General features: G+C 69.9%; 26 protein-coding genes, 1 tRNA gene and 1 riboswitch. Of the genes, 9 read left to right on the top strand and 18 right to left on the bottom strand.

Annotated features, from left to right (window positions below; all coding sequences use genetic code 11):
• Window positions 1-63: 63 nt before the first annotated feature.
• Window positions 64-1,020 carry a prolyl aminopeptidase gene (gene pip / locus IE195_RS22240; protein ID WP_191274831.1) on the bottom strand — a complete coding sequence of 319 codons (957 nt, stop codon included), beginning with the start codon at window positions 1,018-1,020 and terminating at the stop codon, window positions 64-66.
• Between the two features lie 56 nt (window positions 1,021-1,076).
• Window positions 1,077-1,976 (bottom strand): DUF4429 domain-containing protein, encoded by a 900-nt coding sequence (locus IE195_RS22235; protein WP_191274829.1) that lies wholly within the window; start codon window positions 1,974-1,976, stop codon window positions 1,077-1,079.
• Between the two features lie 211 nt (window positions 1,977-2,187).
• Here IE195_RS22235 and IE195_RS22230 point away from each other — a divergent pair, with 211 nt between their 5' ends.
• Both IE195_RS22230 and IE195_RS22225 read left to right on the top strand, forming a co-directional pair.
• The gene (locus IE195_RS22230; protein WP_191274827.1) at window positions 2,188-3,903 is read left to right on the top strand and encodes an AMP-binding protein; all 1,716 of its coding nucleotides are present in this window, start codon (window positions 2,188-2,190) and stop codon (window positions 3,901-3,903) included.
• Window positions 3,904-4,109: 206 nt separating this feature from the next.
• Window positions 4,110-5,171, top strand: a complete 1,062-nt coding sequence (locus tag IE195_RS22225) for a 3-deoxy-7-phosphoheptulonate synthase (protein ID WP_191274825.1) — start codon at window positions 4,110-4,112, stop codon at window positions 5,169-5,171.
• A 61-nt stretch (window positions 5,172-5,232) separates the two neighbouring features.
• On the opposite strand, the gene IE195_RS22220 is transcribed toward IE195_RS22225, so the two are convergent.
• Window positions 5,233-6,123 carry a penicillin-binding transpeptidase domain-containing protein gene (locus IE195_RS22220; RefSeq protein WP_191274823.1) on the bottom strand — a complete coding sequence of 297 codons (891 nt, stop codon included), beginning with the start codon at window positions 6,121-6,123 and terminating at the stop codon, window positions 5,233-5,235.
• Between the two features lie 254 nt (window positions 6,124-6,377).
• Window positions 6,378-6,478, top strand: a riboswitch (glycine riboswitch).
• A 145-nt stretch (window positions 6,479-6,623) separates the two neighbouring features.
• Here IE195_RS22220 and gcvT point away from each other — a divergent pair.
• From gcvT to IE195_RS22200, 4 genes are all read left to right on the top strand, one after another.
• Window positions 6,624-7,739 carry a glycine cleavage system aminomethyltransferase GcvT gene (gene gcvT, locus IE195_RS22215; RefSeq protein ID WP_191274821.1) on the top strand — a complete coding sequence of 372 codons (1,116 nt, stop codon included), beginning with the start codon at window positions 6,624-6,626 and terminating at the stop codon, window positions 7,737-7,739.
• 160 nt (window positions 7,740-7,899) lie between these two features.
• Entirely contained in the window at window positions 7,900-8,280 is a 381-nt protein-coding gene (gene gcvH, locus IE195_RS22210; RefSeq protein WP_191274819.1) for a glycine cleavage system protein GcvH, read from the top strand.
• Window position 8,281: 1 nt separating this feature from the next.
• Window positions 8,282-9,550 (top strand): serine hydroxymethyltransferase, encoded by a 1,269-nt coding sequence (gene glyA / locus IE195_RS22205; RefSeq protein ID WP_191274817.1) that lies wholly within the window; start codon window positions 8,282-8,284, stop codon window positions 9,548-9,550.
• Between the two features lie 83 nt (window positions 9,551-9,633).
• On the top strand, window positions 9,634-11,046 hold the full coding sequence (locus IE195_RS22200) for an L-serine ammonia-lyase (protein WP_191274815.1): 1,413 nt from the start codon (window positions 9,634-9,636) through the stop codon (window positions 11,044-11,046).
• A gap of 65 nt (window positions 11,047-11,111) precedes the next feature.
• On the opposite strand, the gene IE195_RS22195 is transcribed toward IE195_RS22200, so the two are convergent.
• The 11 genes from IE195_RS22195 to purU all read right to left on the bottom strand — a co-directional run bounded on the left by IE195_RS22195 (window position 11,112) and on the right by purU (window position 16,970).
• Complete coding sequence (locus tag IE195_RS22195; protein ID WP_191274813.1) at window positions 11,112-11,588, bottom strand: hypothetical protein; 477 nt, start codon at window positions 11,586-11,588, stop codon at window positions 11,112-11,114.
• Between the two features lie 671 nt (window positions 11,589-12,259).
• Window positions 12,260-12,523, bottom strand: a complete 264-nt coding sequence (locus IE195_RS22190; protein WP_229826387.1) for a type II toxin-antitoxin system RelE family toxin — start codon at window positions 12,521-12,523, stop codon at window positions 12,260-12,262.
• The gene (locus IE195_RS22185; protein ID WP_191274811.1) at window positions 12,513-12,761 is read right to left on the bottom strand and encodes a type II toxin-antitoxin system Phd/YefM family antitoxin; all 249 of its coding nucleotides are present in this window, start codon (window positions 12,759-12,761) and stop codon (window positions 12,513-12,515) included. Before IE195_RS22185 ends, IE195_RS22190 begins: the two co-directional genes overlap by 11 nt.
• A gap of 157 nt (window positions 12,762-12,918) precedes the next feature.
• Complete coding sequence (gene amaP / locus IE195_RS22180; RefSeq protein ID WP_191274809.1) at window positions 12,919-13,509, bottom strand: alkaline shock response membrane anchor protein AmaP; 591 nt, start codon at window positions 13,507-13,509, stop codon at window positions 12,919-12,921.
• 2 nt (window positions 13,510-13,511) lie between these two features.
• Complete coding sequence (locus tag IE195_RS22175; RefSeq protein WP_191274807.1) at window positions 13,512-14,117, bottom strand: DUF6286 domain-containing protein; 606 nt, start codon at window positions 14,115-14,117, stop codon at window positions 13,512-13,514.
• A gap of 1 nt (window position 14,118) precedes the next feature.
• Window positions 14,119-14,490, bottom strand: a complete 372-nt coding sequence (locus IE195_RS22170) for an Asp23/Gls24 family envelope stress response protein (protein WP_191274805.1) — start codon at window positions 14,488-14,490, stop codon at window positions 14,119-14,121.
• 14 nt (window positions 14,491-14,504) lie between these two features.
• Entirely contained in the window at window positions 14,505-14,678 is a 174-nt protein-coding gene (locus IE195_RS22165) for a hypothetical protein (RefSeq protein ID WP_017546417.1), read from the bottom strand.
• Window positions 14,679-14,720: 42 nt separating this feature from the next.
• Window positions 14,721-15,038 (bottom strand): Asp23/Gls24 family envelope stress response protein, encoded by a 318-nt coding sequence (locus tag IE195_RS22160; protein WP_191274803.1) that lies wholly within the window; start codon window positions 15,036-15,038, stop codon window positions 14,721-14,723.
• 2 nt (window positions 15,039-15,040) lie between these two features.
• A complete protein-coding gene (locus IE195_RS22155) occupies window positions 15,041-15,517 on the bottom strand; it encodes an Asp23/Gls24 family envelope stress response protein (protein ID WP_191274800.1) in 477 nt (158 codons plus the stop codon).
• A gap of 39 nt (window positions 15,518-15,556) precedes the next feature.
• On the bottom strand, window positions 15,557-15,760 hold the full coding sequence (locus tag IE195_RS22150) for a CsbD family protein (RefSeq protein WP_191274798.1): 204 nt from the start codon (window positions 15,758-15,760) through the stop codon (window positions 15,557-15,559).
• Between the two features lie 325 nt (window positions 15,761-16,085).
• Entirely contained in the window at window positions 16,086-16,970 is an 885-nt protein-coding gene (gene purU, locus IE195_RS22145) for a formyltetrahydrofolate deformylase (protein WP_191274796.1), read from the bottom strand.
• A gap of 181 nt (window positions 16,971-17,151) precedes the next feature.
• On the opposite strand from purU, the gene IE195_RS22140 reads away from it, so the two are divergent.
• The gene (locus IE195_RS22140) at window positions 17,152-18,375 is read left to right on the top strand and encodes an amino acid deaminase/aldolase (protein WP_191274794.1); all 1,224 of its coding nucleotides are present in this window, start codon (window positions 17,152-17,154) and stop codon (window positions 18,373-18,375) included.
• A gap of 83 nt (window positions 18,376-18,458) precedes the next feature.
• On the opposite strand, the gene IE195_RS22135 is transcribed toward IE195_RS22140, so the two are convergent.
• The 3 genes from IE195_RS22135 to IE195_RS22125 all read right to left on the bottom strand — a co-directional run bounded on the left by IE195_RS22135 (window position 18,459) and on the right by IE195_RS22125 (window position 21,550).
• Window positions 18,459-18,857, bottom strand: coding sequence for a DUF3618 domain-containing protein (locus tag IE195_RS22135; RefSeq protein ID WP_191274791.1), 399 nt, complete (start codon window positions 18,855-18,857; stop codon window positions 18,459-18,461).
• Window positions 18,858-18,874: 17 nt separating this feature from the next.
• Window positions 18,875-19,972 (bottom strand): CDP-alcohol phosphatidyltransferase family protein, encoded by a 1,098-nt coding sequence (locus tag IE195_RS22130; protein WP_191274789.1) that lies wholly within the window; start codon window positions 19,970-19,972, stop codon window positions 18,875-18,877.
• Window positions 19,973-20,296: 324 nt separating this feature from the next.
• A complete protein-coding gene (locus IE195_RS22125; RefSeq protein ID WP_191274787.1) occupies window positions 20,297-21,550 on the bottom strand; it encodes an RNA-guided endonuclease InsQ/TnpB family protein in 1,254 nt (417 codons plus the stop codon).
• A gap of 161 nt (window positions 21,551-21,711) precedes the next feature.
• Between IE195_RS22125 and bcp the strand changes: the two genes are divergently transcribed.
• Together bcp and IE195_RS22115 are read left to right on the top strand one after the other, a co-directional pair.
• Window positions 21,712-22,194, top strand: coding sequence for a thioredoxin-dependent thiol peroxidase (bcp, locus tag IE195_RS22120; RefSeq protein ID WP_191274785.1), 483 nt, complete (start codon window positions 21,712-21,714; stop codon window positions 22,192-22,194).
• Between the two features lie 78 nt (window positions 22,195-22,272).
• Window positions 22,273-22,347, top strand: a tRNA-Leu gene (locus IE195_RS22115).
• Between the two features lie 121 nt (window positions 22,348-22,468).
• Here the strand turns inward: IE195_RS22115 and IE195_RS22110 are convergent.
• Window positions 22,469-23,728, bottom strand: a complete 1,260-nt coding sequence (locus IE195_RS22110) for a serine/threonine-protein kinase (RefSeq protein WP_191274783.1) — start codon at window positions 23,726-23,728, stop codon at window positions 22,469-22,471.
• Window positions 23,729-23,952: the final 224 nt, after the last annotated feature.

The raw sequence follows: 23,952 nt of genomic DNA, 5'->3' as shown, positions 1-23,952 counted from the left end.
GCCGCCCGTGGCCGGGCGGCGGCCCTGGGGGGGCACGGGTGGCCTCACCCTAGCCACGGATCCCTACTTGGCGAAGCGGTCGGTCGCCTCGATCAGCTGGTGCAGGATGCCGGGCTCGCTGAAGGCGTGCCCCGCGTCGTCGACGACGTGGAACTCCGCCTCCGGCCAGACCCGGTGCAGGTCGTGGGCGGTGCGCATCGGGGTGCACACGTCGTAGCGGCCCTGGACGATCACCCCGGGAATGTGCCGGATCCGTTCCGCGCCCTCGATGAGCTGTTCGGGGGTGAGGAAGCCCTTGTTGTGGAAGTAGTGGTTCTCGATCCGGGCGAAGGCCAGTGCGTAGTCCTCGTCCGCGTGGTGTTCGCGCAGCGCGGGGTTGGGCAGCAGCGTGATCGTCGACCCCTCCCACACGCTCCACGCGCGGGCGGCATCCAGCCGCGTCCTGCGGTCCTGGGACTCCAGGCGGCGGGCGTAGGCGGCGATGAGGTCGTCGCGCTCCTCCTCCGGGATGGGGGCCAGGTAGGACTCCCACAGGTCCGGGAAGAGGTGGGAGGCGCCCTCCTGGTAGAACCAGCGCAGCTCCTGGTCGCGCAGGGTGAAGATGCCGCGGACGACCAGCTCGGTGACGCGCTCGGGGTGCTTCTGCGCGTAGGCGAGGGCCAGGCAGCTGCCCCAGGACCCGCCGAAGACCTGCCAGGCGTCCACGCCGATCATCTCGCGCAGGCGCTCCATGTCCTCGACCAGCGCCCAGGTGGTGTTGGTGGCCAGGTCGACGTCCATACGACTGGCGTGCGGGGTGGAACGCCCGCAGTTGCGCTGGTCGAACAGGAGGATGCGGTACTTCTCCGGGTCGAAGAGCCGACGGTGGTCGGGGGTACAGCCGCCGCCCGGGCCGCCGTGCAGGAACACCACGGGTTTGCCCGCGGGGTTGCCGCACAGCTCCCAGTAGACGCGGTGTCCGTCACCGACGTCGAGCATGCCCGAGTCGTACGGCTCGATGGACGGGTACAAGGTGCGCAAGGCGTGGGACCTTTCGTGCTGTTCGTGGCTGGGTCGTGTTCGGGGCCGGACCGGGATCAGAGCCGCCCCAGGAGCTCAGCCTTCTTGGTGCCGAACTCCTCGTCGGTCAGCAGCCCCTCGGCGTGGAGGTTGCCGAGCTCCCGGATCTTGGCGAAGATCTCGTCGCTGCCGTCGGCCGCGCCCGCCGCCAGGGCGGCGGGCTCCTCCCCGGCTTCCTCCCCGGGCTCCTGTTTCGCCAGGGCGATGTGGCTGTTGACGGTGGCGGCCATCAGGAGGGTTTCGTCGCTGCCCTTGGGCCCGTGCGAGACCAGGGTGAAGAAGTCGTGTTCGAGGCCGGAGGCCTCGGGGATGGTCGCTCCGCGCAGGACCACGCGGAGGAAGCCCTCGCCGAAGTCGACCTGCGGGGACCACTGGAGGGACTCGATCTCGGAGAGCGGGAACTCACGCGACTTCTCCTGCCCCTTGGCGGTGCTCGCCATCCAGCCGTCCCAGTGGAGCCGTACCCGTTCGCCGTCGAAGGAGACGGAACCCTCTCCGGTGCGCGCCTGGAAGGGCGGCCTGACCACCAGTCCCATGGCGACCTCCGAGAGGTCGAGCGGCGCCCCGCGGACCTCGCGTGCGTAACGGGCGGACTCGGTGAGCCGGTCGGCGCAGTACTCGGCGACCAGCTCCCGGTCATGCGGCCCGGTCAGCACCAGGGGTGTGGCGGGGGCGGCGGTGCCCACGGTCTCCAGGCCCGCGTAGGGGTCGGCCCCGTCCACCAGCCGCACCCGGAGCCGCCACCCCTGTTTGCGGTCGCCGGGGTCGAAGTCCACCTCGCGTACGGCGGCCAGCGGAACCGAGCACTGGCCGAGTGCCCTGCACAGGTGCGGCACCTTGCGCCCGGTGCCGAACCCGATGCGCACCCTCTCCTCGTCGAAGCGCCAGATGGCATGGTGCCCGCGTAGTTCCTCCATGGGGAAACATCCTAGAGGTGCCGTTGCGCGGTGGGCAGGCCCCGGCCGCACCCGGCAAACCCCCGAAAGCACGGGCGCCGGCGGGGCGATGGGTCGAAGCGGCCCGTTGCGGGTAGAACCGCAGGGGCACACCCCGCCCCATCCGCTCGCACGGCGGTGGGGGCCCGTGGGCGGTGCGCTCGGCGCGCCGTACCCGAAACGGAGGCCTTCGATGTCGAAAGAGATGTCCGAGGGGGCACGGGAGTTCCGCGCCGCGCGGGACCTGCTCCTGCAGCACCGGGAGGACCAGGAGACCGCGTGCCGGGAGTTCGAGTGGCCCAGACCTGAACGGTTCAACTGGGCATTGGACCACTTCGACCTGGTGGCGGCCACCCGCCCGGACCGGACCGCGCTCTGGTTGGTGGAGGAGGACGGCACCGAGGTCCACCACACCTACCGGCAGATGTCGGAGCGGTCCAACCAGGTGGCGAACTGGCTGCTCGGCCAGGGTGTGCACCCCGGGGACCGGATCATGCTGATGCTCGGCAACCAGGTCGAGCTGTGGGAGACCATGCTGGCCGCGATCAAGCTGGGCGCCGTGGTCACCCCGACCGCGACCAACCTGTCCGAGAGCGACCTGGTGGACCGGCTGGACCGGGGCGACGTCGCGCACGTGGTCTGCTCCCCCGCCGAGACGGAACGGTTCGAGCACCTGGACGGGCACTGGACACGGATCTGCGTGGGCTACATGGACGGCTGGCTCAGCTACCCGGACTCCGAGCACGCGGGGCTGGACTTCACTCCGCCGCGACCCGCCGGGCCGGACGACCCGCTGCTGCTGTACTTCACCTCCGGCACGGCCGCGCGCCCCAAACTGGTCACCCACACGCAGCGCTCCTACCCCGTGGGCCACCTGTCCACCATGTACTGGTTGGGCCTGCGCCCCGGCGACGTGCACCTGAACGTCTCCGCCCCCGGCTGGGCCAAGCACGCCTACAGCAGCGTGTTCGCGCCGTGGAACGCCGAGGCGACGGTGCTGGTGGTCAACCGGGAGCGGTTCGATCCGGCTGCGCTGCTGGACGCGGTGGTGCGGTGCGGGGCGAGCAGCCTGTGCGCGCCGCCGACGGTCTGGCGGAGGCTCCTGCAGGCCGGACCGGAGGCGTGGGAGGTCGGACTGCGCGAGGCGGTGTCCGCGGGGGAACCGCTCAACCCGGAGATCGTGGACCGGATCCGTGCGGCGTGGGGGATCACGGTACGCGACGGGTTCGGGCAGACCGAGACCACCATGGTCATCGGCAACGGCCCGGGCCAGGAAGTGGTTCCGGGCTCGATGGGACGGCCGCTGCCCGGCTACGGCATCGTCCTGATCGATCAGGAGACCGAGGAGCGTTCGGACTCGGGGCAGATCTGCGTGGACCTGTCCAACGAACCCGTGGGGGCGATGCGGGGGTACTCCGACGACCCCGAGGGCACCCGGGAGGCGACCCGGCGCGGCATGTACCGCACCGGTGACATCGCCACCCGGGATTCGCGCGGTTACATTACCTATATCGGCCGGTCCGACGATGTGTTCAAGGCCTCGGATTACCGCATCTCACCATTTGAGCTGGAAAGTGTTCTGGTCGAGCACGAATACGTGGCCGAGGCGGCGGTCGTCCCCTCCCCCGATCCGCTGCGGCTGTCGGTCGCCAAGGCCTACGTGGCCCCGGCCGAGGGCGCGCCGCCCGACGCCGAGACCGCCCGCGCCGTCCTGGAGTACGCGCGCGGGCGGCTGTCCCCGTACAAAAGGGTGCGCCGCCTGGAGTTCACCGACCTTCCCAAGACCTCCTCGGGTAAGATCCGACGGGTGCAGCTGCGCCGGGCCGAGGCCGAACGCGGCACGGTCACCGACGGCACGCGCAACCCGCGCGAGTTCTGGGAGGAGGACTTCCCGGAGCCGAAGGACTGAGCCGCCGGCATCTGCAGTGCCTTCGGAGGAATGGCCACCGTGCATTCTTGTCTCAAATAATGAGACGCCTTCTTCGGAAATGCTCCGGTGTGGCCTTTCCCATCCTCCGCCCACCGTCGAAATGCCGACGCGGCCGCACCGACCGTGTGCGGCCGCGCTACGGTTTTGTTGCGAGACGACCAACCCGACGGGACCTAGGGGAAACGATGACGAGCACCAACGACACACGGGTGGCGAGTTACAAGCCACTCATCGCCCCCCGGGACCTGCTCGCGGAACTGCCGATGAGCAACCAGAGCACGGAGCTCGTGGAGAGTTCGCGCACCGAGGTCAAGCGCGTACTGGACGGTACGGACGACCGCCTCCTGGTCGTCGTCGGCCCCTGCTCGGTGCACGACACGGAGTCGGCCCTGGACTACGCCCGCCGGCTCAAGGAGCTGGTGCCCTCGGTCAGCGACGAACTGTGCGTGGTCATGCGGGTCTACTTCGAGAAGCCCCGCACCACGGTGGGCTGGAAGGGCCTGATCAACGACCCGGGCCTGGACGACACCTACGACGTGCACCGCGGCCTGCGCACCGCCCGCAAACTGCTGCTGGACATCAACGCCATCGGACTGCCCGCGGGCACCGAGTTCCTGGACCCGATCACCCCCCAGTACATCGCCGACGTGGTGTCCTGGGGCGCGATCGGCGCCCGCACCACCGAGAGCCAGGTACACCGCCAGCTCAGCAGCGGCCTGAGCACCCCGGTCGGTTTCAAGAACGGCACCGACGGCGACGTCCAGGTCGCCGTGGACGCCGTGGGCGCCGCGGCCGCCTCGCACACCTTCTTCGGTGTGGACCCCGCGGGAGCGGGTTCGGTCGTGGTCACCGACGGCAACCCGGACTGCCACGTCATCCTGCGCGGCGGCCGCAGCGGCCCCAACCACGACCCCGCTTCGGTCGGCTCGGCCCTGGGCGTCATCGAGGGCGCCGGTCTGCCGCGACGCCTGATGATCGACGCCAGCCACGCCAACAGCGGCAAGGACCACGTCCGCCAGGCGGCCGTGGCCCGGGAGATCGCCGCCCAGGTCGCCGAGGGCGAGAAGGGCGTCGTCGGTGTGATGCTGGAGAGCTTCATCGAGGAGGGCGCGCAGAAGCTCGGCGACCCGGCCGAACTCACCTACGGCCAGTCCATCACGGACAAGTGCATGAGCTGGGAGACCACCGGGGGCGTGCTGGAGAACCTCGCCGAGGCCGTGCGCCAGCGCCGCAAGAACACCGTCTGACCGGTTCGGGGTCCGGCGTGATCCGCCGGGCCCCGGACGGACCCGGCCACGGGAAGCGCGGCTACCGCGCGGGAAGAGCCTCCAGCGCCACCAGGAGTTCACGGCCCAACGGTTCACTCAGATCGGCGTCACCCGCGTCCTCGAGCTCCAACCGGAGCGCGAACGTGTGCAGGTCGTCCCCGCGTTCGACCCAGCCGACCCACCAGCCCGGCACGGAGTCGACCTCCGCGCCCAGACCCGTCCGGCCGAAGAGCTGGTGGTCCGGACCCTCCTCGATCATCAGCAGTTCGCGCATCGCGTGCTGGTGGCCGACGTCCACGGGCAGCGCGGCACGGGCCAGTTCGGCGATGAAGGTGGCCTGCTCCAGCGCGGAGATCTCCAGCGGACCCTCCAGCCAGAAACGGTCCATCCTGTCCTCTTCGCCGACCTGCCGGTTGCCGTAGTCGAACCGGTCCACCCAGGCGGTCATCTGCTCGTGCCCGATCCGGTCGGCGATCTCCTGGTGGACCGGCACGTCGGAGGAGGGCAGGGACTCGCGCAGGCTCATCTCCTCCCCTTCCGCGGGGGAGACGACCTCGTCGACACCGGTCACCTCACCGGTCTGGAGGGCGATGAGCGTGTTCGGCAGCTTGAAGGTGGAGGCGGGCACAGCCCGCTCCCGGGCGCCCTCAGGGTTCACCACGACCGCGGACCGGTCCTCGGCGTCGAAGAGCACGAACGTCCCGTCCACCCCGGCCTCGGCGAAGACCGCTTCGAGGTCGGCGCGCTCCACGGTCTCCACGTCACCCAGCGCGACGGGTTCACCGGCGCGCCCCTCGGCCCGCTCGGCGGTCTGACCGTCCCCGCCGCAGGCGGACGCGGCCAGACCGAGGGCGCAACCCGCCGCACCGGCGGCGAGCCGGACCCGGGTCCGCCCGGACCTGCCGGGAACGTGTTCGGTGTCGGTACGCACTCGTCTCCTCCACAGGGTGTCCGAAGGAACGTCCCCCACCAAGCTAGGGCATGCCCGACGGCCGCGTCCTCCGCTTCACGAGACCCCGATCGGGCCGCGGGGCCGCGCCGCGACCGAGCCCGTTCCCCGGAACCCGCCAGCGGGCCGCCGCCCCACCGTGCCTACCGCCACTGCCGGGCCGCCCGGCGGTGGGGCCGAACCGGTCGGTCAGTCTTGGGCGCCCTGTGACGCCGCTGCTAGGCTGAACGTGTTGCTGACCCCGTACGGGAGAGAGCCCGCGTATCCAGCGTGGGCCGCCGAAGGAGCAATCCTCCCCGATGACAACCTCTCAGGCACAGCGGACCGTACGGGCGAGACCACTCTGGAAAGCAGGGACCTGCTCCCTCGCCGAAGGTGCAAACCACGCCGAGCGCGCGGTGAAGCTCTCAGGCACCCATGACAGAGGGGGAGGATGGCAACGCCTTACGTACGACACGACGCCCATCCTCTCGGGAGTGCCCATGTCAGAGCCCATGTCCGCGCCGCGTCTCACGGCGCTGCACAAGACCCACGAAGAGGCCGGGGCCACACTCGTCGACTTCGCCGGGTGGCTGATGCCGCTCCGCTACTCCAGCGAGACCGTCGAGCACAACGCCGTCCGTGAGGCCGCCGGACTGTTCGACCTCTCCCACATGGGCGAGATCCGGCTGACCGGCCCGCAGGCCGCCGAGGCCCTCGACTACGCCCTGGTGGGCTTCCTCTCCAAGGTCAAGGTGGGGCGCGCCCGCTACACCATGATCACCGCCGAGGACGGCGGTGTCCTGGACGACCTCATCGTCTACCGGCTCGGTGAGCAGGAGTACCTGGTCGTGGCGAACGCGGCCAACGTGCCCGTCGTCGCCTCCGCCCTGGCCGAGCGCGCCTCGGACTTCGACGTCGAGGTCGCGGACGAGTCCGCCGCCTATTCGCTCATCGCGGTCCAGGGCCCGCGCGCCGTGGAGATCCTCGCTCCGCTCACCGATGCGGACCTCGACGAGATCCGCTACTACGCCGGGTACGAGCACACCGTGGCCGGGGTTCCGGTCCTGCTCGCCCGTACCGGATACACCGGTGAGGACGGCTTCGAGATCTTCGTCAAGCCCGCTGACCGGGCACCCGAGGTCTGGGCCGCGCTGATGGCCCGGGGCTCCGAGCACGGGCTGGTCCCGGCCGGGCTCTCCTCCCGGGACACCCTTCGGATGGAGGCCGGGATGCCGCTCTACGGCCAGGAGCTCACCTCCGAACTCACCCCCTTCGACGCCGGGCTCGGCCGTGTGGTCAAGTTCGACAAGCCGGGCGACTTCGTCGGCCGCGCCGCACTGGAGGAGGCCTCGCGTACCGCACGGGAGCGCCGCCTGATCGGGCTCGCCGCCCGCGGCCGCCGCCCGCTGCGCAAGGGCCAGGACGTGCTGCGCGACGGAACCGTCGTCGGAGTCACCAGCAGCGGCGCCCCCTCCCCCACCCTGGGCCGCCCCATCGCCATGGCCTACGTGGACGGCGACCTCGACACCTCGACCGGCACGTTCACCGTGGACGTGCGCGGACGGGGCGAGGAAGTCGACGTGGTCGAGCTGCCGTTCTACAAGCGGCAGTCGTAGGAAGCGGGGGTCCGACGAGGGCCCCCGAGAGCCTGCACGCACCGCACGGCTGGATCCCCACGAGGGACCGGCACGGTCGGGGCGTGGCCGGGCGTAGGCCGGGCCGGGTCGCCGTACGGGCGCACGGCAGACAAATGGAACACCTCCAAGGAGAGTTGAAGTGAGCGTTCCCACGGAGCTGGGTTACACCGCCAAACACGAGTGGATCGTGGTCGAGGACGGGATCGCCACAGTCGGGATCACCTCGTTCGCCGCCGAGTCGCTGGGCGACATCGTCTACGTCGAGGCCCCCGAGGTCGGCACCGAGGTCACCGCGGGTGAGCCCGCGGGCGAGGTGGAGTCCACCAAGTCCGTCAGCGACGTCTACTCGCCCGTGAGCGGAGAGGTCGTGGAGGTCAACGAGTCCCTCGAGGACGCCCCCGAGACGATCAACTCCGCCCCCTTCGAGGGCGGCTGGCTGTTCAGGGTGCGGATCTCCGAGGAGCCCGCGAACCTTCTCTCCGCTGAGGAGTACACCAAGCTGACCGAAGGCGAGAACTAGCATGACCAGCGACAACCTGCTCAACCAGAGCCTGAGCGAGCTGGACCCCGAGGTGTCGGCCGCGGTCGACGCCGAGCTGGGCCGCCAGCGCGACACCCTTGAGATGATCGCCTCGGAGAACTTCGCCCCCCAGGCGGTTCTGGAGGCCCAGGGCACCGTCCTCACCAACAAGTACGCGGAGGGCTACCCCGGCCGTCGCTACTACGGGGGGTGCGAGCACGTCGACGTGGTCGAGCAGCTCGCGATCAACCGCGCCAAGGACCTGTTCGGCGCCGAGCACGCCAACGTACAGCCGCACTCCGGTGCCCAGGCCAACACCGCCGTGTACTTCGCGCTGCTCAAGCCGGGTGACACGATCCTGGGTCTGGACCTGGCCCACGGCGGCCACCTGACCCACGGCATGCGGATCAACTACTCCGGCAAGATCCTCAACGCCGTGGCTTACCACGTGCGCGACGAGGACGGCACCGTCGACTACGACGAGGTCGCGGCGCTGGCCAAGGAGCACCAGCCGAAGATGATCGTCGCGGGTTGGTCCGCCTACCCGCGCCAGCTCGACTTCGCGAAGTTCCGCCAGATCGCCGACGAGGCCGGCGCGCTGCTCATGGTGGACATGGCGCACTTCGCCGGTCTGGTCGCGGCCGGGCTGCACCCCAACCCGGTGCCGTTCGCCGACGTGGTCACCACCACGACGCACAAGACCCTCGGCGGTCCGCGCGGCGGCATGATCCTGGCCAAGGCCGAGCTGGGAAAGAAGATCAACTCCGCGGTCTTCCCCGGCATGCAGGGCGGTCCGCTGGAACACGTGATCGCGGCCAAGGCGGTCTCGTTCAAGGTCGCGGCGAGCGAGGAGTTCGCCGAGCGCCAGCGCCGCACGGTGGCCGGCGCCCGGATCCTCGCCGAGCGGCTCACCCAGCCGGACGCGGCCGAGGTCGGGGTCAAGGTCCTGACCGGCGGCACCGACGTCCATCTGGTCCTGGTCGACCTGGTGGACTCCCAGCTCAACGGGCAGGAGGCCGAGGACCGGCTGCACTCGGTCGGCATCACGGTCAACCGCAACGCGGTCCCCAACGACCCGCGGCCGCCGATGGTGACCTCGGGGCTGCGGATCGGTACCCCGGCCCTGGCCACGCGCGGCTTCGACGAGGGTGACTTCACCGAGGTCGCCGACGTCATCGCCGAAGCGCTCAAGCCGGAGTTCGACGAGGGCGCCCTGCGCGACCGGGTCAGCGCCCTGGCTGCCAAGCGCCCGCTCTACCCGAACCTGTAGCAGTACCCAGCCGTGTGGGTCGCCAACGGCCCACACGGCGCCGCCCCCACGGCCCGACCCCTGTGCTCAACGAGGAGGACAGCATGGCCATCAGCGTCTTCGACCTGTTCAAGGTCGGTATCGGACCGTCCAGTTCACACACCGTCGGCCCGATGAAGGCGGCCCGGACCTTCGTGTCCGGTCTCCGTTCGGAGGGAGTCGCGGGGCGTGTCCACCACCTGCGCGCGGAACTCTACGGTTCCCTCGCGCTCACCGGGAAGGGGCACGGCAGCGACACGGCCGTGGTCCTGGGACTGATGGGGCACACCCCCGAAGGGGTGGACGTGGACGCGGTCCCGGGCCTGGTGGAGGGGGTCCGCTCGGAGCGGACCCTGTACCTGGGCGGTCCCGACGGTCCCCCGGTCGCGTTCGACCCCTCCGTCGACGTGGACTTCCGCCGCAAGGAGAGCCTGCCCGACCACCCGAACGGGATGCGGTTCGTGGCGCTGGACTCCTACGGGGCCGAGGTCGCCGCCAAGGTGTACTACTCGGTGGGCGGCGGTTTCGTCGTGGACGAGCGGGCCGCGGGCGCGGACCGGATCAAGGCCGACGACACCGTGGTCCCGTACCCCTTCGACAGCGCCGAGGAACTGCTGCGCCTGTGCGAGCGGACGGACATGTCGATCAGTGCCCTGATGCTCGCCAACGAGCAGGCGTTCGGCCGCACCCCGGACGAGATCCGCTCCGAGCTGCTGGAGATCTGGACGGCGATGCGCCAGTGCGTGCGCCGCGGGGTCATGACCGAGGGCAGCCTTCCCGGCGGTCTGAAGGTGCCCCGCCGGGCGCACCGCCTGTACCGCCAACTGGGCGGCAACTGCGACGAGCACGGCCTGCTCGCCCCCACCCACGTGGATCCGGACCCGATGCGCGGCAGTGACTGGATCACGCTGTACGCCCTGGCGGTCAACGAGGAGAACGCCGCGGGCGGGCGCGTGGTGACGGCCCCGACCAACGGCGCGGCGGGGATCGTTCCCGCGGTGCTGCACTACTACCTGCACTTCAGCCCGGGCGCGGGAGACGAGGGCGCGGTCCGGTTCCTGCTGACCGCCGCGGCCATCGGCATCCTGTTCAAGCAGAACGCGTCCATCTCCGGCGCCGAGGTGGGTTGCCAGGGAGAGGTGGGTTCGGCCTCCTCGATGGCGGCCGCCGGCCTGGCCGAGGTACTGGGCGGCTCACCGGCCCAGGTGGAGAACGCGGCGGAGATCGCCATGGAGCACAACCTGGGTCTGACCTGTGACCCGATCGGCGGTCTGGTCCAGATCCCGTGCATCGAACGCAACGCGCTCGCCTCCGTCAAGGCGATCAGTGCCACCCGGATGGCCCTGCGCGGCGACGGCAGCCACTTCGTGAGCCTGGACAAGGTCATCAAGACGATGCGCGACACCGGCCGCGACATGATGGACAAGTACAAGGAGACGAGCCGCGGCGGTCTCGCCGTCAACGTCATCGAGTGCTGAGGGGGCGGCCCCGTCCGCTCCTCCCGCCGGGCCTCGCGATCCCGGTCTCCGCAGCCCACGGGCCCTCAGCGCGTTCCGACGGTGGGCCGCGGCCGCTGCTCCCCCGGCTCCCTGGGACGCAGGCGCCGCTGGTCGAGGACCGCCTCGCGCGGAACCCGGTCGACGACGTAGTCGACCTCGGCCCGCCACAGTCCGTCGGCTCCGCGGACCGTCCAGCGTTTGAGGAGGCCCCTGTTCCACGTTCCGTCGTCCATGACCCAGCACAGCCTGGTTCCGGGGGGCGCGTAGTCCGGAAAGCAGTGGATACAGGGCGGCCTGTCGTGCACGATCCGGTCGATGGGGACGGTGACGGGGTCGTGTAGCTCCAGCCCCAGCCGGAAGGCCTTGTTCCGGCCCTCCACCAGCGCTTCACAGCTCGTGTCCCGATGGAAGACCGAGCCGCCGGCCGTGATGACCACACGTGCCGCCAGACCGCTCGGAACCGGCTTGCACAGGCCGCACTGGTCGGGGAGGAGCTCGTGCAGGCAACGTTCGTCAGCCACACCGCCATTTTACCGAAACACGTCACAGAAATTGTTTTCCCCAATCGCCGCCAGATCGCTGACCTGGAAACATTCCCTTTATTAAAAGGCTGTCCACAACTGGACACCGGCTTTCGAGGCGAGCCACAGACAGAGAACCTGTTCTTACCGAAGAGGCTCGGGGCGAACACCGGCCCCGAGCTCGGCGGAGCTCGCCGTGGAGCACGCCGCGAACCCGACCGGCACCGTCATCCCCTTGGCCCTTCGGCCGAATCGGGTGCCTCCGGGCGGGAATGCTCGGAGGACATTCGGGGTTGTACCGGACGCACGGCCAGTGACCGGGCTTGAGCCTCCCACCCGCTCGCCCATGCTGGTCGTCACCCCGGGTCTGGTGGCTTGAGCTCAGCTCGCCACCAGACTCGCCCCTTTTCCGTACCGACCCACCGGGCCGACGTGTCGGCGCGGGGTGGAGCGGCGCGTTGACCTCGTTGGGGAAGGCGTGCGTCCCGGCCTCAGCGCGCTGATCCCCGTCGGGGCCGGAACCGGTTGACCGGAGCTGCTACCAGGTGGCCCCAGCGAGCCGGAGAAGACCTTGGAACCCTCCGCGTACCCGGAGCCGCAGAGGACGATCCCCGACACCGCACGGGGCCGCCCCGGCTCCCAGGGTCCGGGACGGCCCCGTGCGCGATCGGTCAGTCGTAGATCGTCGACCGGCGCCCGACCTGCACCACGACAATGATCAGCTGACCGTTGTCGACCGTGTAGACCACCCGGTAGTCCCCGACTCTCAGGCGCCGGCGCCCGGGCGCTCCGACCAGGGCGGCGGCGCCGAACGCGAACGGGCCGGTCTCCAACTCAGCGAGTCTGCGCAGAATGGCCGTGGCCCGTTCCCGCGGCACCTTGCGGAGTTCCAACCGGGCTTCGGCCTTGAACACGGTGGTGTACTTACTCGTCACGCGCCAAGGTCTCGGCCATGACGTCGGCGAGCGGGACCGTGGGGGAATCCCGACTCTCCTCGATGAGCCTGCGCAGCTCCTCCTCCCGCGCTCTGGCCTGCTCCAGGACCTCCATCGGAACGAAGGCCCCGGCCGCCCTGCCGTTGCGGGTGACCACGGTGGCCTCACCCGACTTGGCCCGGTCGATCGCTTCGGAGAGGTGGGCGCGGAACTCTCGGGAGGACAGCGTCTGAGTCATACCATCAAGAGCATCCTGTGTTCATTGTGCTTCCTTCAGGATGGCTCGGCACGTGGTCGCACGGTACACACCGGCCAGGGCAGTCGTAGCTCACGCGAAGAAGGGTCGGCGCACTCCGTGCGTCGACCCTTCGCGTGTTCGTGGGATTCCCGGCCCCTCAGGCCAGACTGCGCCTGGGGTTCTTGGCGGGGGCGGTCATCGACATCCGGATGACCGCGGGCACCTGGTCCAGTCCGAGGGAGCCGCGCAGGTTGGTGAGCGCCTCCGAACGCACCCTCTTCCAGACGTGCGCCACGTCCGCGTCGTCCTCAAGGGTGAGCGCCAGGCGCAGGTGCGGTTCGTCGCTGGACTCGGTCAGCCGCGCCCGGGCCCTGCGGACCCCGGGGTAGTCGGCGACCTCCTGTTCCAGTGCCCCGCGGGCCACGCTCTCGGACATCTCCACGTTGCCCGTGTCGTCGCGCTCCAGGAAGAGGCGGCCCACCGTGTCGTTCATGCCCTGCACCATCAACCACCGCAGGGCGAGGAAACCCGCCACGAAGGCGACCGCCACCACCGCGTACGGAACCCACTGCTGCGCGAGCAGCTCGTTGAGGCGATCGCCGATCAGCGGCGCGGACGCCAGGTCGCCGCCGAGGAGCCCCTGCCCCACCGCCAGTGCGGCCAGGCCCGCCGCCAGAAGCACCGACCCCACGATGACCAGGCCCAGGCGGTTGCCCCGGGCCGACCTCCGACTCCTGTCGCGCGCCATCGTCAACCCTCCGCGTATCGAACGTGCGTGGCGATCCGCATGCTGCGCAGCGGGGCCAGCTCCTCCAGTCGGCGCTCCACCGCCGAGGTCACCTCGCCGGGCAGTTCGCGCGAATCGCGCATGCCGGTACGTACGTGGACCTTCAACCTGTTGCCGCGCACCGCCACCTGGACCCCGTCGACACCGCTCACGTCCTGGGCCGCGGCGGATACCGCGCGGCGCAGCGCGGGCCGGGTCAGACCGACGACCAGCGCCGGGTCGTCGGTGCGCAGGGCGGTCCACCGGCCCCGGCCGGGCGCCAGCGCCACCACGATCAGAGCCAGCCCGATCAGGGCCAGGACCGCCGAGGCGATCTGCACGGACGGTTCCGACCAGGTGGTGGTCCCCGCGTAGTCGGTCGCCGCACCCACGGGGATCAGTCGCAGCGGGTTCCCCGCGAGGGCGGCGATGACCTCGGCCGCGGCGACCACGGCGACCACGAGGATCACGAGACCGGTGAGCACCGCCGGCCAGGACCTGCGCGGACGGAACGTGTGCACGGCGACCCGCCTGGCGCGGCGGTCCGTCCCCTGGCTCGGTCGACCGAGCACCTCTTCCACGGTGGTCATGTCAGCGCACCAACTCCGCGATCTCGATGTCGATGTGGTGGACCTGCTTTCCGGTGATCCACTCGATCCGGCCCTTGACGTGTTCCCGTACCGCTCGGGCGACCTGGAGCGCCGGCCGCGGGTAGCTCACCTCGATACGCAACCGCAGCAGGACCACCTCCCCGCTGATCCGGGCGCGAGCCGCCCTCGAACGTGCGGCCCGCGCCCCGGAGACCTCGCCGACAGCCTTGGCGGCCGCCTTCTCGATGACGTCCCCGGGTATGTCCGTGCGGCCTCCGGGGTCCCGGGGGCGGACGTGCCTGCCGCCCTCCTGGTCCCCCGCGGGCGCAGCATCCCGCTGGCGGGGGACCGTACCGCTTCGAACCCCGACCACGACCTCACCCCCGTCTACGCCGAACGCCGTGTGAACATCTCGGCGAGATCGATCTCGCCCTCCATCGCCCGGCCCGCGACGAACCCGACGAGGCCGAGGACCAGGACCAGCGCGAAGGCGGGGAACCCGCCGAACGCCGCCGCGAGCCCGAGCACCGTCCCGTAGGACAGTCCAACGATGGGCCACATGGCTACCCCCTCTAATCAGCACGCCCTGTTTGTAGGTCTTGTTCAGCTGGCCGCGCGTGCACCGTCACCGAGACCGGCGACCACGTCCTCCACCGAGATGTGGACGGCGCGGCCGCCGGCCAGCGGGGCCAGGCCCCGTCGGATCTCCGCCGAGATCTCCGGCAGCGGCCGCCCGTAGCGGACCACCACGCCGATCTCGACGTGGCCGTCGCGTACCGCCACCCCCCGGATCCGGCCCCCCGGCACAGCCGTGCTCAGGGTGCCGAAGGAACCGGAGGACAGTTCGACCACGTCGGGAAAGCCCGCGGTCGACTCCGCGATGGCGCGTGCGGTCTCACCCGGTGTGTCGCCGCCGGCCACGACTAACGGACCCTGGGCTCGGAGTCGCCGTCTTCGGCGTCCTCGTCGTCCCCGGGCAGGTGGATGTCGTCCACCTTGATGTTGATCTCGGTGACTTCGAGGCCCGTCATCCGCTCGACCGCGGACGTGACGTTGCGGCGCACGGCGGCGGCGAGGTCCTGGATGGCGGCGCCGTATTCAACGACGAGGTCGATGTCGACGGCGGCCTGCCGTTCCCCGACCTCGACGGCGACGCCCTGTGCCACCGAACCGGAGGAGCCGCCCCGGCTCACGGCGTCACGTACCGCACCGACCATGCGTGCGGTCCCGCCCCCCATGGCGTAGACGCCGCCGATCTCCCGGGCCGCCATACCGGAGATCTTGGCGACGACGCCGTCGGCGATGTGGGTGCTTCCCTGGTCGTTCCTACCGGCGGCCTCACGCTTGCCGCCGGACTCACGGGCGCTCGGCACCGCTGATTCGGTCTTGATGTCCGACACTGGTCCCCCTACGCAGTGTGCAAACCGTCCTGGACGCGTCTACTTCTTCTTGAAGACGCCCTTGATCTTGTCCTCGGCCTGGTCCTTGAACTCCTCGGCCTTGCCCTTGGCCTTGTCCGCGGCGTCCTTGGCCCCGGACTTGGCCTGGTCGGTCTTGCCCTCGAACTCGGTGCCGCGGTCTCCGACAGCCTTGCCGACGGATTCCTTGCCCTTGCCCACGGCGTCATCGAAATGCTTGCCCATTTGTGCCCCCTACTCAGAGCCGCTTCGACTCAGGGTTGTGGACCGAAACCCGAAGCCACCCCGGGACGGGGTAACCGGAGAGGTTTCGACCTCATCACACCATATACGCACTCTATGTAGCCAACAAGGCACTCGAAGCGACGAAATGCTGGTCGGAAGGGTCATGGTCTTACCAGACCTGCCCCAAAACCACACCCGGAACCCCGACTGAGCAAGAAAAAACCAGGAGCACCCGTAGGTACCCCTGGCCGTCCGAAAATCAAGTTGTCCCGGCCGCGTCGTCGGCCCGAGGGCCGACCGCACCAGCCGCGCGGCGGCGCATCGACTAGCCGAAGATGACCGTCTTGTCCCCGTTGAGCAGCACCCGACGCTGGGCGTGCCAGTTCACCGCCCGCGCCAGAGCCACCGACTCCAGGTCGCGGCCGATGGCGGTGAGCTGGTCAGGACTGTGCGTGTGGTCGACCCGGGAGACCTCCTGCTCGATGATCGGGCCCTCGTCCAGGTCGGCCGTGACGTAGTGGGCGGTGGCCCCGATCAGTTTCACGCCGCGCGAGTGCGCCTGGTGGTAGGGGCGGGCACCCTTGAAGCTCGGCAGGAAGGAGTGATGGATGTTGATGATGCGTCCGGACATCTTGGTGCACAGCTGCTCGGAGAGCACCTGCATGTAGCGGGCCAGCACCACCAGGTCGACGTCGTAGGAGTCGACGAGCTCCAGGATCCGCTCCTCCTGAGCCTCCTTGGACTCCGGGGTGACCGGCAGGTGGTGGAAGTCCACACCGTAGGAGTCGGCGAGGAACTCCAGGTCGGGGTGGTTGGAGACCACCGCGGCGATGTCGATGTCGAGGAGGCCGCTGCGCTGGCGGTAGAGGAGGTCGTTGAGGCAGTGTCCGAACCTGGAGACCATCACGATCATGCGCGGACGCACGTTCGAGGCCTGCAGGGTCCACTCGACGAACGACTCGCCGGGGCCGCCGAAGTCCCCGGCCAGCGCGGCGAAGGCGCCGCGCAGAACGTCCTCGCCGACCACCCCGGCGTGCCCGGCCTCTGCCACGAACTGCATCCGCAGGAAGAAGCGTCCGGTGTAGTGGTCGCCGTACTGCTGGCTCTCGGTGATGTTGCACCCGTGGTCGGCCAACAGGTTGGCGACAGCCGCCACGATGCCCCGGCTGTCGGGGCAGGAAAGGGTCAGGACGTACTCGCGTTCGCTCATGTGTGGCACCACTCCCGGGGTCGACCGGCCGATCAGCCGTGACGCCCCAGGATATCGAGCCCCCGGAACCCCAGAGGACGCCCCCGGGGCGTCCCGGGCCACCTGCGGTTTCCGCAGAGGCAGCAAAATCGGTCCCTTCGGACAATATGAAAGACATTCATGTTCTGGCATCCTCGAAGGCATGACTAGCCTGCGTGAGAAGTACGAGGCCGCGACGCGCGAAATCCAGGCCCCCTTCGCCATGGTCGACCTGGCCGCCTTCCGCGCCAACGCGGCCGGCCTCACCCGCCGCGCCCACGGCCGCCCCGTCCGCGTCGCCAGCAAATCCGTGCGCTCCCGGGAGCTGCTGCGCACAGTGCTCGCGATGCCCGGCTACGCGGGGATCATGGCCTTCACCCTGCCCGAGGCCCTCTGGCTGGCCACCGGGGACCGGGAACCGCTCAGCGACGACATCCTCGTCGCCTACCCCACCGCGGACCGTCCCGCCCTCGCCGAACTCGTCCGCGACCCCGACGCCGCGCGCACCATCACCCTGATGGTCGACTCCCCCGCCCACCTCGAACTCATCAGCGCGGCCGTGGCCGAAGCCGAGCGAGGGCCGGACGCCCCGCCCGTCCGGGTGTGCCTGGACATCGACACCAGCTGGCAGCCCCTGGGTCCGGGTACCCGGATCGGCTCCTACCGCTCCCCCGTCCGCACCCCGGCCCAGGCGGCCTCCCTGGCCCGCGCCGTCGTGCACAGACCAGAGCTGGAGCTGGACGGGATCATGGCCTACGAGGGCCAGATCGCCGGGGTGGGCGACGCTCCCCCCGGCAGGCCGCTCTACGGACGACTGCTGCGCGGCATCCAGCGCCGCTCAGCCCTGGAGCTGGCCAGGCGCCGGGCCGCGATCACCCGCGCCGTCCGCGAGGTCGCCGACCTGCGTTTCGTCAACGGGGGCGGCACCGGCAGCCTGCACACCACCGGACGCGAGCGGGCCGTGACCGAACTGGCCGCCGGATCCGGGCTCTACCAGCCCCACCTGTTCGACCACTACAGCTCCTTCCGCGGCCGCCCCGCGGCCCTGTTCGCACTGCCCGTGGTCCGCCGTCCCGCGCCCGACGTGGCCACCGTCCTGGGCGGCGGTTATCCGGCCTCCGGACCCGTCGACGCGCACCGCCCGCCGATCCCCCACCTGCCCGAGGGCCTGGCCTACAGCGCCAACGAGGGTGCGGGCGAAGTCCAGACACCGCTGATCGGCGAGGCCGCACGGGGGCTGTCCGTCGGGGACCGGGTGTGGATGCGCCACGCCAAGGCCGGGGAGCTGTGCGAACGCTTCGACACCCTGCACCTGGTCGACTCCGACACCGGGACCTATGAGGGGGCCGTCCCCACCTACCGGGGTGAGGGCCGGACCTTCCTCTGAGCCCGCACCCCCACCCACGGGACGGGGGCCCGCGCGACGTACGCGCGGGCCCCCGTTCGGTCCTGTCAGGGCTGCTCCTGTGGCTACTTCCGCCTGCGGCGGACCGCCCAGGCGACGACGCCGACCGCGATGACCGTCCCGACACCGGCCGCGAGGATCATCGCCTCGGGGGGCAACTGGCCGCGTGACTGGTAGGTCGTGACCACCTTGTCATCGCCCTTGAGGACGATGCTGCCCTCCTCGGGCTCCACCAGGTGGCTCTCCACCCGCACCGCGCCGCCGCCGAGGACGAGCGCCCGGGCCTCGTCGAAGATCCGGGTGCCCCGGTCCTTCGCCTTCGTGAGCTGGCGCCGGGCGATGTTCGCCGGGCGGGCCTGTTCGCCGAGCTCGCTCAGGGTCTCGGCAAGCTGCCGCTGCTCGCGGTCGATCTCGGCCTGGACCTCGGCTGCGGTCTGGCGCGGTTCGGTGTCGCTTCCCGTCATAGGGGTGCCTTTCTGCCCTAGGGCACGGTTGTCTGAGAGCCCGTGTCCGAGCCGGTGTCCCGGCCCTGCTCCTCCGCGCCGTCGGACGGACCAGAGAATCTCAGCGCGCCGTCGATTCCGTCGACCACACGGAAGAAGTCCCGTGTGGACAACCACAGTTTATAGATGATGGCGATCTCGAAGGCGAGCAGCAAAACGCCCGCAAAAGCCGTGATCCACCCGATTGCCGGCGGACCGAAGAGGGCCGCGGCGACGGGGGAGAGCACGAAGACCGCCAGCTGGAACTCGATCCCGCCCACCAGGTGGGTGCGCACCCGCCGGTCGTTGAGGGACCCCCAGAAACGCTGGTACCAGGGGAAACGCGTCCGGAACTCCTGGTGCAGGTCGACCTTGGGCAGTGTCAGGTCCGGCTGTTTGCCCGCGGTGCGCTGGTTGCGGGCCTCCCGCTCGTTCTGGCTGCGCAGGATCTGCTCCAACACACCGATGCCGTGTCGCAGCACCGCCTGCTCGCCGCCGTCACTCATCGTCCGGCCACCGCGGCCGGTCGCGCGGCCGGTGGCGTCGCCCTCGGGTTCGAGCATGGACAGGGTCGCGCGCGCCCGCTCCAGTGCGGCCGCCAGGTGCGAGCGCATCTCACGGCGCACCTTGTACACCTGGAGTGCGTTCAGATAACGCAGCATGTCCAGGAAGACCACGGCCAGCGCCAGCCAGAGGAACGCCACGTGCCCGGTCTCCCGGTACTGGCCGCCCATGAGGGCGACCACGCACACCAGGACCCGGAAGCGGTCCGAGACGTAGTCCATCCAGGAACCGAACAGCGACTCCGAACCGGTGAGCCGGGCGAGCTTGCCGTCCGTACAGTCCACGAGGAAGCACAGGTAGTACAGCGCGGCACCGATGAGGAGCAGCTGCCAGTAGCCGAACGCGAAGCACACGGCGGCGCCCAGGCCCAGGAAGAGGGCGGCCACCGTCAGTTGGTTGGGGGTGATCGGTGTCCGGTTCGCGATCTGACGCACGATCCGGACCGCGATCGGGTCTACGAGGTAGACCGTCAGCCAGGAGTCTCGTTCCTTGAGCGTACGAGCCCTGACCTCGTCGAGTGTGAATCCAGGCATCGTGGCGAACTACTCCCAAAGCGAAGCGGATGTGTCCCGGTCGGTGGCCGCCGGACACACCGTCGGGTCCCGGGCGACCCGCGCACGCTACGCCATGACCCAGAGGACGGCCAACCTATAGCACATGGTCAACAATAGGTGATCGAACTCCTGGTCACTCCCAAAGCGGATGAACCGAACCGCAATCGCAACCGAAGAGCTCCGCCCACGGCCACCAGCACCGACGAAGCGGCCAGGCACCGCCGGAGCGCACATCTCGTACTTTGACTTCCTCCTCTCCCCGAAGGGAGGGGATTCCGATACGCGCTTGCGCGCGTATGGGCCCTAAGGCCCGGCCCTCACAGGCCCGGTTTCCTGCTTCGTTGCCGACTGCGGAAGGGAGGACCCTTGCCGACTGACACCAGCTCCACAGGCATCACCCGAGTGTTCTCGGGCTGCGACTCGACCAGCCGCAAGGATGTTCTTGGCCGCGTTGACATCACGGTCGTGCCGTGTGCGGCAGGCCGGGCACGTCCAGTGCCTCGTGCCCAGGGAAAGCTTGGCGAGCAGGTGCCCGCAGTCCGAGCAGGTCTTGCTGCTGGGGAACCACCGGTCGACCACCGCGATGGTGCGTTTGGCCCGGTGGGCCTTGTACTCCAGCTGGCGGCGGAACTCGCCCAGGACGGCGTCCAACACCGAACGGTTCAGCCCGGACTTCTGGGCGACCTGCTTGCCGGGGGCGTCGACGGCACCCCGGCAGGAGCGGGTCATCCCGGACACGTTGAGGTCTTCGACAGCGACCAGGTCGTGCTCGCGCACCAGACGGGTCGTGGTCTTGTGCAGGAAGTCTTGCCGTGCGTGGCGGACCTTGCGGTGCGCGGCCGCGACCTTGCGTTTGGCCTTGCGACGGTTGTTGGAACCGCGCTGCTTGCGGGCCATCCGCCGCTGGTACCGGGCCAGGTTCTTCGCCTTGCGTTCCACATGCCGGGGGTTGGCGATCTTCTCGCCCGTGGACAAGGTGGCGAAGTCCTTCACCCCCAGGTCCACACCCACCTGAGAGTTGCACTCGGGTGCGGGCTGCGGGTCGTGGGTCTGCACGGCGAAGGTCGCGTAATAGCGGCCGTCCGGCTCACGGGAGAGGACCACCATGGTCGGGTTCAGCGCCGTGAGATCCACCTGCGGCCAGGACCACGCCACCTCCAAGGGCCGGGTCTGCTTGGCCAGGAACACCTGCCCGTTGCGGATGCGGAACGCGCTGCGGGTGTAGTGCGCCGCCTGGCGAGCGGTCCTGCTCTTGAACCGGGGGTACTTGGCGCGCCCGGCGAAGAAGTTCCCGAACGCGGTGTGCTGGTGGCGCAGGGCCTGCTGGAGCGGGACCGAGGACACCTCGGACAGGAACGCCAGGTCTTCGCCGCGCTTCCACTCGGTCAGCGCATGGTCGGTCTGCTTGTACGAGGTTTTCTCGCCGCGCTGGTGGTATGCCGTGTGGCGCTCAGCGAGGGTCTTGTTCCAGACCAGGCGCACACAGCCGAACGTGCGGCCCAACTGGGCCGCCTGCTCAGAGTCCGGGTAGACCCGGACCTTGTACGCCGTCCGCATGCACCCCATTTTACAGGAGGACAGCATATGAGTAAGCCACATAGGGTGCTAACGTCCCTGATTCCTCCCCGGCCTGAAGACCGGGTCATCCTCCGGGAGGAACGGTGAACGACCCGGTCCGGCGAGCCCGGACCGCCAGAGGCAGAACAGGAAGACAGCACGTGAGCGAAACCATCCGTCTGGAGCCCGGCGACCAGGCACCCGACTTCACCCTCAGCGACGCCGACGGCCAGCCCGTCGCCCTGAGCAAGGTCCTGGCCGACACCGGCAGGAGCGTCGTCCTGTACTTCTACCCGGCCGCCATGACGCCCGGGTGCACCACCCAGGCCTGCGACTTCCGGGACAACCTCACCGAGTTCGCGGACGCCGGGTTCACCGTACTGGGCGTCTCCCCGGACGAGCCCGAGAAGCTGGCCCGGTTCCGGGAGAAGGAGAGCCTGACCTTCACCCTGCTCGGCGATCCCGGGAAGGAGACCCTGCGCGCCTACGGCGCCTTCGGTGAGAAGAAGAACTACGGCCGCGTCGTCCAGGGCGTCATCCGCTCCACGATCATCGTGGGCGCTGACGGCAGGGTCGAGAAGGCCTTCTACAACGTGAAGGCGACCGGCCACGTCGACCGGATCAAGAGGGAACTGGGCGTCTGACCCGGACCGCCGGTCGTCCGCCCGACCACGGGGCCGGACGACCGGTCCCCTCTCCGATCCCGGTAGAGTGGCCCCGTCGGGGCCGTAGTCCAACTGGCAGGAGACGGCAGCTTTAGGTGCTGTACAGTGCGGGTTCGAATCCCGCCGGCCCCACTCACGAACCTCCGGGAGCGTCCTCGGACCGAGGCCCCGTCCGAAACGCCGACCCACGCGATCGGCAGGGCGGGGCCCGACCTCGCCCATGGACCGGCGGCCCGGCGGGCCGACCTGTGGGCTACAGGCCGAACAGGGCCCACACGACCAGCGCCAGCAGGGCGACCACACCCAGGCCGACACCGGCCGCCACCGTGAGGTGGCTCCGCTCCGAGTGCTTTCCCGACTTGGTCAGGCCCAGCGTCTCCGTGGACTCGCGGATGGACAGCATGATCGAGTTCATCGCCTCCGGGCTGTGCCGCAGCCGGTCACTGATGGACTCGGCCAGCACGTGGGCGCCGGCGCGGAAGTGCTCCCTCGCCGTTTCCGGCTCCTCGTGATCGCTGTCGTCCCCGGCCTCCGTGTCCTCGCCCCCGGCGGCGGCCCCCTCCTCGGAGGTGTTCCCGTCGCGCTTCGGGGACCAGGGGGCCAGGGCCGCGATCCTCAGCATCTTGGCGGCGTTCTCCGCGGTGAGCCGTTCGCCGGGCTCGACCCTGAGCATCCCGGCCAGCACCGGGGCGAGCGGGCCCGCGTTCGCGGCCTCCTTCGGCTCGTCCAGCTGTTCCTGGCGCAGGATCTTGATGTAGCCCTTGCGGTCGTAGGGCGGGTAGCCCTCGACCGCCGCGTACAGGGTGGCGCCCAGCGACCACAGGTCGGACTCCGGACCGACCGGGCCGGCCTTGGCCCGCTCCGGCGGAATGTAGGCGGGCGAACCGATGATGCGGCCGGACGCGCTCAGGGCGGACTCACCGTTCCAGGCGGCCAGTCCGAAGTCGGTCAGCACCACCCGTCCGTCCTCGCTGATCATCACGTTGTCCGGCTTGACGTCGCGGTGGACGATGCCCTCACCGTGCGCGACCTTGAGCGCGTCGATCAGCTGGAGCCCGATCTCGGCCACCCGCTGGTAGGGCAGCGGGCCGCCCACCTGGATGATCTCCTCCAGGGTGGAGGCTTCCAGCAACTCCATGACGATCCACGGCCGCTCGTCCTCGTCGACGACGTCCAGGACGGTGACGAGGCTGGGGTGGGTGAGTCGTCCGGCGACACGTGCCTCACGGGTGGTGCGCTGGACGAGCGACTCGCGTTCGGAACGGCTCAGCTCCGAGGGCAGCCGGAGCTCCTTGACCGCGACCTCACGTTTGATGACCAGGTCGGTGGCGCGCCAGACCGTTCCGACACCGCCGCGGGCGATCTCGGAGGTGAGCTGATAGCGACCCTTCAGCAGTCGGCCATCGGCCTCCGACTCAGCCACGGAGGTCTCTGGGCGCGCGGGGTCGAGCGACGTCTGTGGCCGCTGCGTGTGAGGGTTGTCTAGGGAGGACACGGTTATCCACGGGTCCATTCACCGGCCATGGTGGCCTCCTGCGGAGCATTGCGGTCGCTGTCACCACGTAGGTGCACGGATCACTCGTTATACCAGCACGGCGCGGAGGCCGAGTCACTGGTTGCCGGATGGCTGACACATAGGTTCGGTTTCGTTATGTCCGAGGAAAGGCCACACATGCCATGACGAGGGTCTCCCTTGCCAATTCTTGACCTGGGCCGGGTTTCGTGCACGTGCGTCGG

The organism is Nocardiopsis terrae (assembly GCF_014651695.1).
GTDB lineage: Bacteria > Actinomycetota > Actinomycetes > Streptosporangiales > Streptosporangiaceae > Nocardiopsis > Nocardiopsis terrae.
The sequence above is the reverse complement of the archived record's forward strand: the minus strand, read 5'-3'. Positions and strand labels throughout refer to the sequence as shown.